Raw genomic sequence first — 14,604 nt, 5'->3', positions numbered from 1 at the left:
GTGAACTCCGGCTGGCGGTCGGCGCGGAGGTCCTCGTCGCGGAAGCACTTCACGATCTGGAAGTAGCGGTCGCAGCCCGCGACCATGAGGAGCTGCTTGAATATCTGCGGGCTCTGCGGTAGGGCGTAAAACTTGCCGCAGTGGACGCGCGACGGCACGAGGTAATCGCGCGCCCCCTCGGGCGTGCTCTTCGTGAGGACCGGAGTCTCGATCTCGAGAAATCCGTGCTCCGACATGTACGACCGTATGACCTGAGCGGTGCGATGCCTGAGGGCGAGTATCTGTTGCAGCCTCGGCCTGCGCAGGTCCAGGTAGCGGTACTTGAGGCGCACGTCCTCGGAGGCGTCGGTCGCGTCCTCGACCATGAAGGGGGGCGTCGCGGCCTTGTTGAGCACGGCCAGCGATTCCACCTCGACCTCGATCTCGCCTGTCTGCATCTGTGGGTTCGTCTGCCCCTCGGGCCTCTTCGAGACCCTGCCCTCCACCTCGATCACGTACTCGTAGCGCAGCGCCTCGGCGGCCCTGACCGCGTCGGCGGACGACGATCCGGGGTTGATCACCACCTGCGTAGTGCCGAAGCGGTCGCGGAGCCCCAGGAATACGAGGCCGCCGAGATCGCGCCTGCCGCCCACCCACCCCTGGAGCACGACCTTCCTGCCTTCATCAGAGGCCCTGAGCTCGCCGCATGTGTGCGTTCTGCGTTTCATGATTTCCTCTCATGCTTCAACTTTAACAAAATGCCTGGTCAGGTCAGCCAGCTTCACGGCCCTCTGCTCGCCGGTCGCCATCTCCTTCACGGAGACCTCTCCCTTCGCCACCTCGTCGTCGCCCACGATCACGACCGCGCGCGCCCCTTTCCTGTCGGCGCGGCGCATCTGCGACTTGAGCGATCGCGCAGAGTAGTCCCACTCGACCCTCACGCCGGCAGCCCTGAGCGCCTGGATCACCGGCAGCATGGCCTCGCGCGCCGACTCCCCCAGCATCGCGAAGAAGACCGGCGGGCTCTTCACCTCCTCGCCGTGCTGCTTGAGGAGGAGGATGAGCCTCTCTATGCCGAGGGCGCAGCCCACCCCGGCCACGTCAGGGCCTCCGAGTGCCCTGACCAGCCCGTCGTATCGGCCGCCCGCAGCGACCGCGTTCTGCGCGCCGAGCCTGTCGGTGGTGAACTCGAACGCGGTGCGCATGTAGTAGTCCAGGCCGCGCACGATCCTCGGGTTCTGCCTGTACTCGATCGCAAGGAGCCCCAGCTCGCGCTTGACCGCGTCGAAGTGGGCGATGCAATCGCCGCACCAGAACTCCGAAATGACCGGGGCCTTGTCGATCAGGTGCCTGCACCCCTCGTTTTTGCAGTCGAGGGCGCGCATGGGGTTCCGCTCGATCCTGCGGTTGCAGTCGGCGCAGAGCGATCCCTTGTGCCTGTGCAGATAATCGAGCAGCGCCCTGTCGAACGACGGCCTGCAGGCCGGGCAGCCGAGCGAGTTGATCTCCAGCGTTATCGATGGGGCGTCCAGCTCCCGGAGGAAGTGGTCGAACATGGCGATAACTTCCGCGTCCGCAAGGGGTCCCGCCACCCCGAAGAGCTCGACGCCGATCTGATGAAACTGCCTCTGGCGCCCCTTCTGGGGCCGCTCCCTGCGGAACATGGGGCCCATGTAGTAGTAGGATGCCACAGGGTCCGAGGCGGCGACGCCCGATTCTATATACGCGCGCACCACCGATGCGGTCCCCTCGGGCCTGAGCGCGATCGAGTCGCCCCCCTGGTCCTCGAACGAGTACATCTCCTTCTCCACGATCGAGGTGCTCTCGCCCACGCCGCGGCGGAAGAGCTCGGTCGGCTCCGCGATCGGCGTGCGGATCTCGTCGTAGCCGTAGTTGGCAAAGACCCGCCTGGCGGTCGCCTCGACCCGCTGCCAGAGGGCGGAGTCCGGCGGCAGGATGTCGGCCATCCCCTTGATAGCCTGGAATTTTCTTGGTGAGCTGCACATTACGATGGAGACGATTACCAGATGAAAAACCGGCGGTCAACGTAAATACCTTGATATAAAAGGGGAAAATCAATACAATGGAGAAGATGTTCAAAATGCGCGCAGCCTCTCTCCTCCTCGCGGCCCTCTTCATAGCTGGCTGCTACAACCCCTTTTCCGGAATCATGGGCCTTTTCGGCGGCGGCGGGGAAAGCGAAGATGAGCGACAATCGGTGCTCCCCAGCAGGGTGGCAGACCCCGCGGCAAAGCTGCTCTTGGCTGTCGGCGGCGTGGCGGACGGCCGCGACGAGATAATCATAACAGAGGCGAGCGGCGACCCGAGGGACTTCTCGGGGGCGACCCTGACCTGCGTGTCGGACAAGGACATCGTGCGCATAGTGCCAAGGCCCGGCTTTTCGACTGAAGCGGCAGGGAGCGGAGTGAGGATAATCCCGACCGCGCCCGGGGTGACCGGAATCACATGCGCCGCGGACGGGGAGGCCCTGGGGCTGACCTACGAGGTGACGGTCCCGCCGCAGTCGCTGATACAGATACTCGTGGCGGAGGCCGGCGGTGAGATCGCAGGCGAGGCGCAGGTCGACGAGGGCTCGGGGCTCGTCACGGAGGCCAGCGAAAGCCCGACCGCCCAGGCGCTGGGCTCGGTGATCAGAAACCGGATATGGTTCACGAACAACCGCGACAAGGTGGAGCTGTTCAAGGCGGACCCGGATGAGTACGATTCCGCCCCTCCCGCCTCCTACTACGATGCCGTCATCTTTGCGGATGGGCAGTTCGCGCCCGCCTCGCCCTCGGATCCGAATCACGCGGTCTTCCTCGACGCGGAGAGGCGCATCTTCCTGGGCGACGATGATCTCACCGCGTACGACCAGGCGGTGATCACGGCGGGCGGCATCTTCAACGGCGACATGGAGGACAACACCACAGGCGCATTCGCGTTCTACTCGCCCAACTCCGATCAGTGGCAGCAGCTGTCCCTCGCCTTGTCGATGTATTACTACGACATCCCCGACGGCGCGGGGGTGAGCGACGACGATTACCCCGCCATGGAGCCGGTGCAGGTCCTCATACACCCCGACGTCCCCAGGGGAGGCGGGATACCGTCCTTCGTCTTCGTCCGCATGCGCACCGATTCGGATTTCGCAGTGGTCGATCAGATCTGATCATCTTCTCTCGGCAGGCTCGTCGGTCGGATCGAGCGGGGGAAGGCCAAGGTCCGCGGCCACTCCCTGCACGATCTCTCGCCCCAGCGGCAGCCCGGCGCGGCGAACGTAGCCCTCGAAGAGGGCGTTGTCGCTGACGACGTTCACGAGCCTCGGATTGCCCCTGGTGAAATCGAAGATCGCCTCGATCGCGCCCCCCGAGAATATCTGCCTGTTGGAGCCGGCGTGAAAGGTGCGGAACCTGACGTAGTCCGCGAGCACATCGGGCGTGAAGTTCTTGAGCGGAAACCGGACCGCCATGCGCTGCTTGAGAGCAGGCTCGGACGAGAGGCGCTGGTCGAGCTCCGGCATTCCGAACATGACGATGGAGAGGAGCTTGGAGTCGGCGAGCTCGAGGTTCAAGAGCCCCCTCACCTCCTCGAGCGTCTCCGGCGAGCGCAGCATGTGCGCCTCGTCGATGAGCACCACCGCGCGCCTGCCCTCCTCCGATATTTCGTTCAGCCGCTCGTAGAGCCTGCCGATGAGCTCCGCCTTGTCGCTCTCCGTGTCGGCGACCCCCATCTGCTGGGCGACCCTTTTTATCAGCCAGCTGCCCGTGACGGTCGAGTGGAGCACGACCAGCAGCGCCGCCTCGTACTGCTCTTCGGGCAGGGACTCGAGGAGCCTGCGGGCGAGCAGGGTCTTCCCGGTGCCCACGTCGCCGACGAGCACCGCGAGCCCCTTCATGCCCTCGACCGAGCGCCTCAGGCGCATGAAGGCCTGATCGTGCTGCTCGTTGTGATAGTAAAAATTCGTGAGCGGCACGATCGAGAACGGCTCTTCCTTCAGATCGTAGTATGCAAGGTGGTCCATGGTCCTCCGAACAGATCAGATGAACGACACCTTCTTCTTGCCCCTGGCCCCGCTGTCCTTTGCGGGCGCCTCCCTGACAGGGCCCTTCTCGGTCTCGTCCTCGGCGTCCAGAGGCCCGGCAGCCGACGGGGCGACGGGCCGGTCCTTTGGCGTCGCGGCGGCAGCGGCGTCGCCCGAGATCTGCGCCTCCATCTCCCTGATGCGCCCCTTCATCTCGTCGTCCGCCATGCCGGCCCCTGCGCATGCGCTGTATATCTTAAGCGCCTTTGCGAATTCTGCGCACGACTCCTTCTCGAGCCCCATCTTCCTGTAGGCAAGCCCGAGTTTGTACGCCGAGTCGGCGCGCGAGCGGTCCGGCCTTGTCTGGGGCTCCGGTTGAGGTTGAGGTTGAGGTTGAGGTTCAGGCTTTGCAGCGGGCGCGGCCTTCGGCCTGGGCCTGCGCGCCAGCCTCTCCGCATCCTCCCTCTCCTCCCTCTCAGCCACCTCCCTTTGGGTCTTCTCCGTCTCCTCCTCGATCTGGCGCCTCTCCTCCTCAGCCTCCAGCTCGAGGCGCCGCTTCGCAGCCCTCTCCAGCATCCCGGGCATGGCGCCCGGCTTTATCTCCTCCACCCTCTTGAAGAGCCTGTCCTCCTCGTCGGGGAGCATCACCAGTATCTCGAAATAGGCGTCGAGGGCCTTCTCCGGATTGCCGTTTTCGGTCTCGAGATCGGCGAGCAGCATATACTTCCCGCGCGCGGTCTCGACCTGGTTCTGCGAGGTGTATATTGCGGCCGCGAGCTTGAGCAGGTCCGGATCCTGCTCGCTCATCTCCTTGCCCTCCTCCAGCCACCTGAGCGCCTTCTTGTGATCGGCAAGCTCCTCGTAGATGGAGATGAGCTTTCTCATCAGGTCATAGTTCTTGGGCCTGTGCGCGAGTATCTTCTCGAAGACGTCGGCCAGCTTTCTCCTGTCGGCGCCCGCTCTCTCCAGCCTGGCCGCGTAGTCCTCGTACTGGTCGATCGCCTCCTCGGTCCTGCCCTCGCGCTGGAAAGTCTCGGCGAGCTTCACCCTGGCCGATCCGTCCTCCGGATTGAGCGCCACGATCTTGCGGCGTATATCGATGACCTTCTCAGGCATCCCCTTCATGTCCAGGGTGGAAGCGAGGATGTCGTACTGCCTGACCGCGTCCTGCATGAGCCCCATCTTCTCATAGAGCCCCGCGAGCTCCTCGTTGACCTCGATGAGGGAGGGGTTGAGCCGGAGGATGTTCTTGTAGACGGTGACCGCCTTGAGCAAAAAACCGTCCGCTGTGTACGAGTTGGCCACCTCGCGGTATATGCGGATCGCGTCCCCTATCTGCTTGCGCTTGGTGTAGAGCTCAGCGACCCGAAGCTTCACCCTCAGGTCGGAGGGATCTGCGAGGGTGATCTTTTCGTATTCCCGGATCGCCTTGTCGAGCCTGCCCTCGTCGACAAAGGCCTTTGCCTGCTCCAGGATCTTTTCCTTGTTGAGGATAGTCATCTGTTAGGCAGCACCCTAGCCCGCATGGCCCAAGGCCTCCATGCCGGCCAACGCGGCCTTGTTGGCGGGGTCACTCGTGAGTATGGACCGGTATATCTCGCGCGCCTCATCGCGGTGTCCCTGGGCGGCGAGGATCCCCGCCATGGTGACGGTATTCCACGACGGCCGGCCGGCGATGAGATCGCCAGGTTCCACCTGGGCAACCCTGGGCTGGGCCCTGCCATCCTCCCTCTCGGCCCTGCGCATGGCAGCGATCTCGTCCATCATACTGATGGCGGTGCCGTTGTCGGCCCTCACGGAGAGCACGGCGCGCAGCTCCGCCTCCGCCTCCTCCCAGTTGCCGCGCGCCAGGTGTATGCGCGCCATGACCAGCCTGCCGCTTATGAGCTCAGGATGCCGCTTCACGCCCTCGCGGCAGACGGAGAATGCCGCGTCGATCATCCCGTACATGAGGAAGTACTGCGAGATCGGCGCGAAGACTATTGAGCCGGGATCGTCCTGCCACTGTTTGTAGTACCTGAGAAAGAGAGAATTGTTGAGCAGTTCTGGATGCATAGCCTTGCTTCTGCATTACACGAAAGATATCGCATAAGCAATCGGAAACAGCTCAAAGGTGAAAGGTGAAAACAAAGAGATGATTGCCTAAGCTTCAGGAAAGACGCGGTCTTTGTCGGTGAGCTTGAGGCCGAGGGCCAGCAGTATCTTGCGCTTGGTATCCATCCTGCAGTGCATGCCGCTCTCGACGCGATCGATCGTGAGTGCCGACAGCCCGGCCTTGCGCGCGAGCTCGGCCTTGCTCATGAGCAGCTCCTCACGGAAGCGATTCACGTTGTTGGGAACCACCGCTATTTCCTTTGCCATAAGAGCGCCTTATGTAAGATTAATACGGCCGCCGCGCGGCCGTTGATATAAATTGACTCAAAAGCAGCATAATGGTCAAGGATTTTTATTAATTATCTAAAATTATATCATCAATTTATATTAATTAAACATAATTAACTTTAAAAATTGTGAATAACCTGCTGTTTTTAGCTAGAAAAACCTGGCATACCAGGCGATCAGGCGATCGCCGAAAAAGAGGTATACAACCCCTGCCGTCGCCAGGAAGGGCCCGAAAGGTATGGCATATTTGAGGTCCTTGCGAAGGGCGATAACTACGATCAGCCCCACGAACGAGCCCAGAAACGAGGCGATGAAGAGCGCCAAGAGCGCCGCCTTCCAGCCGAAGAATGCCCCGATCATGGCGATGAGCTTCACATCGCCGCCGCCCAGCCCCTCCTGCCTGCGGATCTTCTCATAGGCGAGGGCCACAAGGTAGAGCGCCCCCCCTCCGACGACGATCCCGGCCAACGAATCCACAGCCCTCCAGAGACAGGCCGGCTCCCCCCCGTCGAGGAGGAGCTTGACTATGAACCCTGCAGCTATGCCAGGGATGGTGATGGAATCGGGTATTATGCAGTGATACAGGTCTATCCCCGTTACGATGAGCATCGGCAGGATGAACAGGCACAGGTAGACCAGGTACCGCAGGGGCTCCTGAAAATGCCACCACGCGAACAGGGAGAGCAGGACCATGGCCAGCTCGACGATGGGGTAGCGGGGCGATATCCAGGCGCGGCAGGTTCGGCACCTGGCCCTGAGGATCGCATAGCTCACGAGCGGAATGTTCTCCCACCAGGACAGCCTGCGGCCGCAGGCGGGGCAGTGCGACGGAGGCCACACCACCGATTCATCCCTTGGCATGCGCCAGATGCATACGCCCGCGAAGCTCCCGAGCACCGCCCCCATGAGGCCAGCCAGGAGATAGAGCGTCCAGGGCGGGAAATTCTCGAGCACCTGAAGATGCATATGCAGAGATCTACCACGCCAAAGGCTTGCGCACAACCTCCTGCCGGCCTTGCCACGGCGTATCGGCTGTGATAAGCGCGGGGCATACGAGCTAGGAGGCATGGGTGCCGAAGCCGCCGCGGCCTGAATCGTCATATTTTGAGCGGGACGACCTGAGGAAGAGGCACAAGATCGCCGAGCTCAGGCGCAAGCAGATGGCCAAGGAGGAGGCCGAGAGGCACAGGCTCCTGCACTGGCGCAGGTGCGGCAACTGCGGCATGGAGCTGGAGGAGATAAGCTTCAAGGGCCAGACGATACACAAGTGCTTCAACTGCGGAAGCGTCCTCCTCCTGCGAGGCACGCTGGAGAGCCTCTGCGGCAAGGAAAAGCGGATACTCGAGGCCTTCCTCGACATCTTCAAGTTCTGACCGGCCCTGCGAGCCGCCGGCAGGAAGAGGGAACCCTCTACATCTCATTATGTCCGACACTGCAAAGAGAGACCGGAAGAACGCCGCGGTGGAGAAGACGGCGAGGCTCGCGAAACTCGCGTTCGACGAGGCGGAGATGAAGAGGTTCGTCGAGAAGGCCGCCTCGGTGCTCGAGTACGTGGAGCAGCTCTCCGAGCTCGACACCTCGGGGATCGAGCCCACGTCGCACGCGGTGGATTTCAGGCCGGTGCTCCGCCAGGACGAGGTCCGCACGTTCGACGACCCGGACAGCACCACGGCCGACGCGCCCGAGCGCGACGGTCCCTACGTCCAGGTGCCGCGCGTTATCGAAAGCGAGTGACATGCGGGAACTCTGCAAAAAGGGTCTGGCTCAGCTCGCGGAGCTCCTCAAGGGGCGGAAGATAAGCTCGGTCGAGCTGACCCGCGAATACCTCGCCGAGATAGAGGAGCGCGACCCGTCCATAAACTCGTTCGTCACCCTCTGCCCCGAGGCGGCGATGGAGGCGGCGAAGGCGGCCGACGCCCGCCTAGCCCGGGGCGAAGGCGCGACCGCCCTGACCGGGGTGCCGATCGCCATCAAGGACATCTTCGTCACAAAGGGCGTGCGCACCACCTGCTGCTCGCGCATCCTCGAAAACTACGTGCCCCCGTACGACGGGACCGTTGTGGCGAAACTCAAGGCCTCCGGCGCGGTGATGACCGGCAAGCTCTCCATGGACGAGTTCGCGATGGGGTCGTCGAACGAGTTCTCCGCGTTCGGCCCGGTGAAAAACCCGTGGGACAGATCCCTCACTCCGGGGGGATCCAGCGGCGGTTCAGCCGCCGCGGTGGCGGCCGGTCTCACCCCGGTCTCGCTCGGCACGGACACCGGCGGCTCCGTGCGCCAGCCCGCGGCCTTCTGCGGAGTCGTGGGGCTCAAGCCCACCTACGGCAGGATCAGCCGCTACGGGATAATCGCCTTCGCGAGCTCGCTCGACCAGGTCGGCCCCATGGCCCGCGACGTGCGTGACTGCGCCGCGATGCTCGGGGCGGTCGCGGGGCACGACGAGCTCGACGCCACGACCATCCCCGCGCCGGTCCCCGACTACGCGGCGTCGCTCACCGGGGACGTGAGGGGCAAGACCGTCGGAGTGCCCAGGGAATATTTCGTGGAGGGCATCGACCCCGAAGTGGAGTCCGCGGTCCGGGCGGCATCCGACGTGCTCGCCCGCCTCGGGGCAAAGGTGATCGACATCTCGCTGCCCCACACCAGATACTCGCTTGCCTGCTACTACATAATCGCGCCGGCCGAGGCCTCGGCGAACCTCGCCCGCTACGACGGCGTGCGCTACGGCCATGGCTCCAGAAACGCGAAGGATCTCGACGCCCTCTTCTCCGACAGCAGGACCGAGGGTTTCGGGCCCGAGGTGGCGCTCCGCATCGTGCTGGGTACCTACGTGCTCTCGTCGGGCTACTACGACGCCTACTATCTCAAGGCGCGGAAGGCGCGAACGCTCATCAAGGGGGACTTCCTCGAAGCCTTCAAGGAGTGCGACGCCATCATCGCGCCGGTGACGCCCACGCCCCCTTTCCGGCTGGGCGAGAAGATCGACGACCCGATCAGGATGTATCTCAACGACATATTCACCATACCGGTGAACCTGGCCGGCCTGCCCGGCCTCTCGATGCCGTGCGGCGTGACGAAATCGGCGCTGCCCATAGGCATGCAGCTCATCGGCAGGCCGCTTGAGGAGGCGGAACTCCTCAACATGGCCTACGCCTACGAGCGGGCCACGGAGTGGCACACAAAGGTGCCGGTTGAAGACTAGAGGTGCACTCCCCCTCGATGGGGGATCATGAGGAACGATGGCGAGATACGAAGCGGTCATAGGGCTTGAGGTGCACGCGCAGCTGGCGACGCGCAGCAAGATGTTCTGCGCCTGCGCCTCGAACCTGAAGGACGCGCCGCCCAACACGACGGTCTGCCCGGTCTGCACCGGTCACCCCGGCACCCTCCCGACGGTGAACGCCGGCGCTGTGGAGATGGCCATAAAGGTGGGGCTGGCCCTCGGGTGCAAGATCCACGCAAGGAGCATCTTCGCCAGGAAGAACTACTTCTACCCCGACCTCCCCAAGGGCTACCAGATATCCCAGTACGAGTCGCCGCTGTGCACCGGCGGCTCGGTGAAGGTGAAGACGAAGCGCACCGACAGTGAGTTCCCGCTCATCCGCATCCACCTCGAGGAGGACGCGGGCAAGCTCATGCACGACTACGGCCACCCGGAGAAGAGCCACGTCGACTTCAACCGCTGCGGCGTCCCGCTCATCGAGATCGTATCGGGCCCCGACATGCGCTCGCCGGGGGAGGCGGGCGACTACCTGCGCACGCTTCGCAACGTGCTCGTCTACCTCGGGGTGTGCGAGGGCAACCTGCAGGAGGGGAACTTCCGCTGCGACGCCAACATATCGATCAGGCCCGTGGGCCAGAGGGAGTTCGGCACGCGCGCCGAGATGAAGAACCTCAACTCCTTCAAGGCGGTCGAGAGGGCCGTCGCCTACGAGATCGAGCGCCAGATAAAGGTCGTGGACGGCGGCGGGAAAGTGGTCCAGGAGACAAGGCTCTGGAACGACGCGGCCGGCAGGACCGAATCCATGCGCAGCAAGGAGGAGGCGCACGACTACCGCTACTTCCCCGACCCGGACCTCATGCCGCTGACGGTCGACGAGAAATGGATCGGACGCGTGCGCGCGACTCTCCCCGAGCTGGCCCACGCCAAGGCCATGCGCTTCACGAGGGACTACGGGATCACAGAGGCGGATGCCCTCATCATGACCGAGGACAAGAGGCTCGCGGATTACTTCGAGGAGACGGCAGCCTGCGGCGCCCCTCCGAAGAAGGCGGCCAACTGGATCATCTCGGAGCTCCTGCGCGAGCTCAAGGAGTCCGAGGAAGGCATAGCCGCGTGTCCCATCGGGCCGGAGAAATTGGCAGAATTGATCGGACTCATCGAAGATGGAACCATATCCGGCAAGACTGCGAAAACAATTTTCGCCGCGATGTATCGAGGGGAAGGAGTTGATATTCGCGGCCTCATAGAGTCGAAAAATCTTCAGCAAAACACAGACTCAAAGATCATTGAGAAACACATCGATGATGCAATCGCAGCAAATCCCAAACAGCTCGAACAATACCGTTCCGGCAAGAAAGCGGTGTTAGGATTTTTCGTCGGGCAGATAATGAAAGCGACGGAAGGCACGGCCAATCCGGAATTGGTCAACGAACTTTTGAAAAGGAAACTCAAATAGAGTGCGGCCTCTGCGAGTCGGGACGGCGCGAGCGAAAAAAAGCGCCACCTTTTTACAGGTTCATCGGAAAAAGGGGGACTTTTTTTCGCGGGAGCCGGCGCAGGATGCTGATGCCGCCAGCAAACTCATCACAAGGAGTGACTGTGGACCTCATCAAGACGATAGAGTGGAAGGACGACAAGGTGGTGATGCTCGACCAGCGCAGGCTCCCCACCGAGGAGATATACGTAGCATTCGAGGACTACCTCGGCGTGGCCCAGGCGATCCGGAACATGGTGGTGCGCGGCGCGCCGGCGATCGGCGTCGCGGCGGCGATGGGCGTGGCGCTCGGAGCCATGGGGATAGGGGTCGAGGGTTTCGACGCATTCTACGAGAAGCTCATCGTCGTATGCAACCGCATGGCCGACACCCGCCCCACCGCGGTCAACCTCTTCTGGGCGGTCGACCGGATGAAGGCCTGCGCCCTGGCAAACAAGGACAGGCCCCCGGCTGAAATAACGAGGCTCCTCAAGGAGGAGGCGCTCGCGATCTACGCCGAGGACATAGAGTCCAACCGCAGGATCGGGAGGAACGGGCAGCCCTTCGTCGGGGACCGCATGACCGTGCTCACCCACTGCAACGCAGGGGCGCTCGCCACCGCGGGCTACGGCACCGCGCTGGGGATCATCTACGCGGCAAACGAAGCGGGCAAGCGGATACACGTGTACGCGGACGAGACTCGCCCGAGGCTCCAGGGCGCTAAGCTGACCGCCTGGGAGCTGCAGAAGCACGGCATCGAGGTCACCGTGATAAGCGACACAATGGCCGGCAGCCTCATGAGGCAGGGGAAGATCGGCGCCTGCATCGTGGGCGCGGACCGCATAGCGGCCAACGGCGACGTGGCCAACAAGATCGGGACCTACCAGGTCGCGGTGCTGGCCAGGCGACACGAGATCCCGTTCTACGTGGCCGCCCCCCTCTCGACCGTCGATCCCGGGATCGCGGGCGGCGACGACATACCGATCGAGGAGCGCGACGCCGCCGAGATCACGCACATCGGCTCCGTGCAGATCACGCCGAACCTCGTCAAGGTCTACAACCCAGCATTTGACGTGACCCCGGCCGAGCTCGTCACCGCCATCATCACCGACCGCGGAGTCGCACGGCCGCCCTACCCGGAATCCATCGCCTCCCTGATCGGCCGCGCGGCGCCCTCCGGCGACTGAAAATCCGTGTTCAGAGTCGCTTGTATTCTGCGATGCGGCGAGGCATTATCCGGTCCATGCAGCACAGGGTGGCGATAGTAGGGCAGCGCGATTACGAACCCCCCGCTCTCGAGGCGTCGATCAAAATGGCCATAGATGCGGCCGGTTTCGATCTCGCCTCCGTGCGCGGAAGGACCGTGCTGCTCAAGCCGAACATGCTCGGCGCGTTCGCGGTTTCGATGGCGACGACCACGCACCCCGAGTTCGTCGCAGCGGCGGGCAGGATATTCAAGGCGGCCGGCGCCACGGTCTGGGTTGGCGACAGCCCCAACGGCGTGCATCCCATCGACCAGGTGTGGGAGACCACGGGCATCCGCGATGCCTGCAGGCGCGAGGGGCTCATCGAGCGCCCGTTCGAGGCTGCGGGCAGCGAGGAGCGCGCCGGATTTCTCATATCCAAGGTCCCGCTCGCCGCGGACTTCGTCGTCAACCTGCCAAAGTTCAAGACCCACAGCTTGACGGTCATGACTCTCGCCGTGAAGAACATGTACGGCTGCATCTGCGGCCTCCAGAAGTCCGCCCTGCACGCGAGCAACCCGAAGCCGTACGAGTTCTCGGAGATGTGCGTAAGGGTCGCGGAAACGGTGAGGCCCGACCTCTCAATAGTCGACGGGATCGTGGCTATGGAGGGCAACGGACCGTCGGGCGGCCCGCTGCGCGAACTGGGCGTCATTGTGGCGGGCACGAACATGCATGCGGTAGATCGCGCCTCATGTTCCCTGATCGGGCTCCCCCCCATGGAGGTGGATACAATAAGGATAGCAGTTGAAAGAGGGCTTTGGAACGAAAGCGACGGGCTGGATATTGCCGGCGACCCGATCGAGAGGCTTCGGACGCCGGATTTTGCGCTCCCCGCGACCTACACAAGGGGCATCCGCCACTGGCGCATATCGCATTTCGTCACCCGCCTCATATGGAAGAGGCTCAACGCGCAGCCGGTGATCGCACGATCTCGCTGCGTGCACTGCGGCCTGTGCGTGCGCTCCTGCCCGGTGTCGGCGATCGACTGGCCGGACGAATCGGGGCCGCCTGTCATAGCGAAGCGCCGATGCATCCAGTGCTTCTGCTGCCACGAGGCGTGCCCGCACAAGGCGATTGACATAAGGAAGAGCTTGCCTCTCAAGATATGGCGCGCGCTGGCGGACAGGCGAGCGAGGCTAGAAGCGGAGGGATGATGAGGAAGACGATAATAGGCGTGATCGGAGGATCGAAGGCGTCGGTGAAGGAAGCGGAGGCCGCGGAGCGCGCAGGAGAGCTCATCGGCAGGCGCGGATGGATACTGGTCACCGGCGGGCTCACCGGCGTCATGGAAGCCGCGTCCCGCGGGGCATCCAAGGCCGGCGGCACGGTGGTCGGCATAGTGCCGCAGGCGGACCCATCAGCCGCCAACCGCTTCGTGGACATCTCCGTGGCCACCAACATGGGCCACGCGAGAAACGCGATAATCGCGCATACGGCACAGGCCCTGATCGCCATCGGCGGCGCGTACGGCACGCTGTCCGAGATCGCGCTCGCGAGGGCCGCGGGCAAGCCGGTGCTGGGCATAGGCACATGGGACATAAAGGGCGTTACGCCGGTCGCGGACGCAGACGCAGCTCTCGACGAGTGCGAGCGCATATTCATGTGAGGCGCAATTGAACAAATCTCTTCGCTCAGCCTTAACCTTAACCTCAGCCTTAGCCTTAGCCTTGACCTTCCTTCTCATCTCCCCCGCCGCCCACTCCAGGTCGGCGAAAAAGGGCCCCTACAAGAAGCTCGATGCGTTCCAGTGCCCGCTGAAGAAGATCGATTTCGACGACGGCGACACCTTCTCGTGCGCGGGCGAGGACATCCGCGTGCTCGGAATCGACGCCCCTGAGATCAGCCACCCGCGCCACGGGATCCAAAGAGACCAGGAAGGGGGCAGAGAGGCGGCCGCCTTCACAGAGGATGCGATCAGGCGCGCGAAGAGGGTGCTTATCGTGCGCGCGGGGAAGGACAAGTACGGCCGGACGCTGGCCCACGTGCTGCTCGACGGAGAGCTGCTCGGCGTCATGATCGTAAAGAGAGGGCTGGCCCACGAGACCGTCTCACACTACGGCGACAACGGCATGCCCGGGTTCGCCCTGCAGATCCTCGAGGCCTCCAAGGTCGCCCCCAAGCCGACCTTCGAAGAACCGTACAGGTGGAGAAAGAAAAATCAGAAACGCTGATATGCTTCGGGTGGCATCGGATCGGGGGACCCCACAAATAAAATTCCAAATCCCAAGCACCAATTACCAAATAAGCACCAATTACCAGGCACCAAATTCCAAACAAAACC

At 63.3% G+C, this 14,604-nt stretch carries 16 protein-coding genes; 9 read left to right on the top strand and 7 right to left on the bottom strand.

Features of this window, described 5'->3' with window-relative positions; genetic code table 11:
* On the bottom strand, window positions 1-707 hold a 707-nt coding region (locus JXA24_05645), incomplete at its 3' end, for a hypothetical protein (protein ID MBN1283239.1).
* A 9-nt stretch (window positions 708-716) separates the two neighbouring features.
* Entirely contained in the window at window positions 717-1,985 is a 1,269-nt protein-coding gene (locus JXA24_05640; GenBank protein MBN1283238.1) for a histidine--tRNA ligase, read from the bottom strand.
* Window positions 1,986-2,062: 77 nt separating this feature from the next.
* On the opposite strand from JXA24_05640, the gene JXA24_05635 reads away from it, so the two are divergent.
* Complete coding sequence (locus JXA24_05635) at window positions 2,063-3,145, top strand: hypothetical protein (protein ID MBN1283237.1); 1,083 nt, start codon at window positions 2,063-2,065, stop codon at window positions 3,143-3,145.
* Here JXA24_05635 and JXA24_05630 read toward each other — a convergent pair whose 3' ends face one another.
* From JXA24_05630 to JXA24_05610, 5 genes are all read right to left on the bottom strand, one after another.
* Window positions 3,146-3,997, bottom strand: a complete 852-nt coding sequence (locus tag JXA24_05630; protein MBN1283236.1) for an AAA family ATPase — start codon at window positions 3,995-3,997, stop codon at window positions 3,146-3,148.
* A 15-nt stretch (window positions 3,998-4,012) separates the two neighbouring features.
* Window positions 4,013-5,497 (bottom strand): tetratricopeptide repeat protein, encoded by a 1,485-nt coding sequence (locus tag JXA24_05625; protein ID MBN1283235.1) that lies wholly within the window; start codon window positions 5,495-5,497, stop codon window positions 4,013-4,015.
* Window positions 5,498-5,512: 15 nt separating this feature from the next.
* Window positions 5,513-6,052: a tetratricopeptide repeat protein gene (locus JXA24_05620; protein ID MBN1283234.1), complete on the bottom strand. Its 540-nt coding sequence runs from the start codon at window positions 6,050-6,052 to the stop codon at window positions 5,513-5,515.
* Between the two features lie 87 nt (window positions 6,053-6,139).
* The gene (locus JXA24_05615; GenBank protein ID MBN1283233.1) at window positions 6,140-6,358 is read right to left on the bottom strand and encodes a helix-turn-helix transcriptional regulator; all 219 of its coding nucleotides are present in this window, start codon (window positions 6,356-6,358) and stop codon (window positions 6,140-6,142) included.
* Window positions 6,359-6,529: 171 nt separating this feature from the next.
* Window positions 6,530-7,345: a prepilin peptidase gene (locus tag JXA24_05610; protein MBN1283232.1), complete on the bottom strand. Its 816-nt coding sequence runs from the start codon at window positions 7,343-7,345 to the stop codon at window positions 6,530-6,532.
* Window positions 7,346-7,449: 104 nt separating this feature from the next.
* Between JXA24_05610 and JXA24_05605 the strand changes: the two genes are divergently transcribed.
* The 8 genes from JXA24_05605 to JXA24_05570 all read left to right on the top strand — a co-directional run bounded on the left by JXA24_05605 (window position 7,450) and on the right by JXA24_05570 (window position 14,494).
* Window positions 7,450-7,752: a zf-TFIIB domain-containing protein gene (locus tag JXA24_05605; GenBank protein MBN1283231.1), complete on the top strand. Its 303-nt coding sequence runs from the start codon at window positions 7,450-7,452 to the stop codon at window positions 7,750-7,752.
* A gap of 49 nt (window positions 7,753-7,801) precedes the next feature.
* The gene (gatC, locus tag JXA24_05600) at window positions 7,802-8,113 is read left to right on the top strand and encodes an Asp-tRNA(Asn)/Glu-tRNA(Gln) amidotransferase subunit GatC (GenBank protein ID MBN1283230.1); all 312 of its coding nucleotides are present in this window, start codon (window positions 7,802-7,804) and stop codon (window positions 8,111-8,113) included.
* A 1-nt stretch (window position 8,114) separates the two neighbouring features.
* Complete coding sequence (gene gatA, locus JXA24_05595) at window positions 8,115-9,581, top strand: Asp-tRNA(Asn)/Glu-tRNA(Gln) amidotransferase subunit GatA (GenBank protein MBN1283229.1); 1,467 nt, start codon at window positions 8,115-8,117, stop codon at window positions 9,579-9,581.
* Between the two features lie 37 nt (window positions 9,582-9,618).
* Complete coding sequence (gene gatB, locus JXA24_05590; GenBank protein ID MBN1283228.1) at window positions 9,619-11,058, top strand: Asp-tRNA(Asn)/Glu-tRNA(Gln) amidotransferase subunit GatB; 1,440 nt, start codon at window positions 9,619-9,621, stop codon at window positions 11,056-11,058.
* A gap of 110 nt (window positions 11,059-11,168) precedes the next feature.
* Entirely contained in the window at window positions 11,169-12,263 is a 1,095-nt protein-coding gene (gene mtnA / locus JXA24_05585; GenBank protein ID MBN1283227.1) for an S-methyl-5-thioribose-1-phosphate isomerase, read from the top strand.
* 68 nt (window positions 12,264-12,331) lie between these two features.
* Window positions 12,332-13,477: a DUF362 domain-containing protein gene (locus tag JXA24_05580; protein ID MBN1283226.1), complete on the top strand. Its 1,146-nt coding sequence runs from the start codon at window positions 12,332-12,334 to the stop codon at window positions 13,475-13,477.
* A complete protein-coding gene (locus JXA24_05575) occupies window positions 13,477-13,929 on the top strand; it encodes a TIGR00725 family protein (protein MBN1283225.1) in 453 nt (150 codons plus the stop codon). Before JXA24_05580 ends, JXA24_05575 begins: the two co-directional genes overlap by 1 nt.
* Window positions 13,930-13,990: 61 nt before the next feature.
* Window positions 13,991-14,494, top strand: a complete 504-nt coding sequence (locus JXA24_05570; GenBank protein MBN1283224.1) for a thermonuclease family protein — start codon at window positions 13,991-13,993, stop codon at window positions 14,492-14,494.
* Window positions 14,495-14,604 lie beyond the last annotated feature (110 nt).

Source organism: Pseudomonadota bacterium, from assembly GCA_016927275.1.
Classification (GTDB): Bacteria; UBA10199; UBA10199; order 2-02-FULL-44-16; family JAAZCA01; genus JAFGMW01.
The sequence above is the reverse complement of the archived record's forward strand: the minus strand, read 5'-3'. Positions and strand labels throughout refer to the sequence as shown.

What these genes read in the sequence shown, in the direction of transcription:
- gatB (MBN1283228.1), top strand. Translation starts at nt 9,619, where the DNA reads ATGGCGAGATACGAAGCGGTCATAGGGCTTGAGGTGCACGCGCAGCTG.
- JXA24_05625 (MBN1283235.1), bottom strand. Translation starts at nt 5,497, where the DNA reads ATGACTATCCTCAACAAGGAAAAGATCCTGGAGCAGGCAAAGGCCTTT.
- gatA (MBN1283229.1), top strand. Translation starts at nt 8,115, where the DNA reads ATGCGGGAACTCTGCAAAAAGGGTCTGGCTCAGCTCGCGGAGCTCCTC.
- JXA24_05620 (MBN1283234.1), bottom strand. Translation starts at nt 6,052, where the DNA reads ATGCATCCAGAACTGCTCAACAATTCTCTCTTTCTCAGGTACTACAAA.
- JXA24_05640 (MBN1283238.1), bottom strand. Translation starts at nt 1,985, where the DNA reads ATGTGCAGCTCACCAAGAAAATTCCAGGCTATCAAGGGGATGGCCGAC.
- JXA24_05575 (MBN1283225.1), top strand. Translation starts at nt 13,477, where the DNA reads ATGAGGAAGACGATAATAGGCGTGATCGGAGGATCGAAGGCGTCGGTG.
- gatC (MBN1283230.1), top strand. Translation starts at nt 7,802, where the DNA reads ATGTCCGACACTGCAAAGAGAGACCGGAAGAACGCCGCGGTGGAGAAG.
- JXA24_05615 (MBN1283233.1), bottom strand. Translation starts at nt 6,358, where the DNA reads ATGGCAAAGGAAATAGCGGTGGTTCCCAACAACGTGAATCGCTTCCGT.
- mtnA (MBN1283227.1), top strand. Translation starts at nt 11,169, where the DNA reads ATGCCGCCAGCAAACTCATCACAAGGAGTGACTGTGGACCTCATCAAG.
- JXA24_05610 (MBN1283232.1), bottom strand. Translation starts at nt 7,345, where the DNA reads ATGCATCTTCAGGTGCTCGAGAATTTCCCGCCCTGGACGCTCTATCTC.
- JXA24_05630 (MBN1283236.1), bottom strand. Translation starts at nt 3,997, where the DNA reads ATGGACCACCTTGCATACTACGATCTGAAGGAAGAGCCGTTCTCGATC.
- JXA24_05635 (MBN1283237.1), top strand. Translation starts at nt 2,063, where the DNA reads ATGGAGAAGATGTTCAAAATGCGCGCAGCCTCTCTCCTCCTCGCGGCC.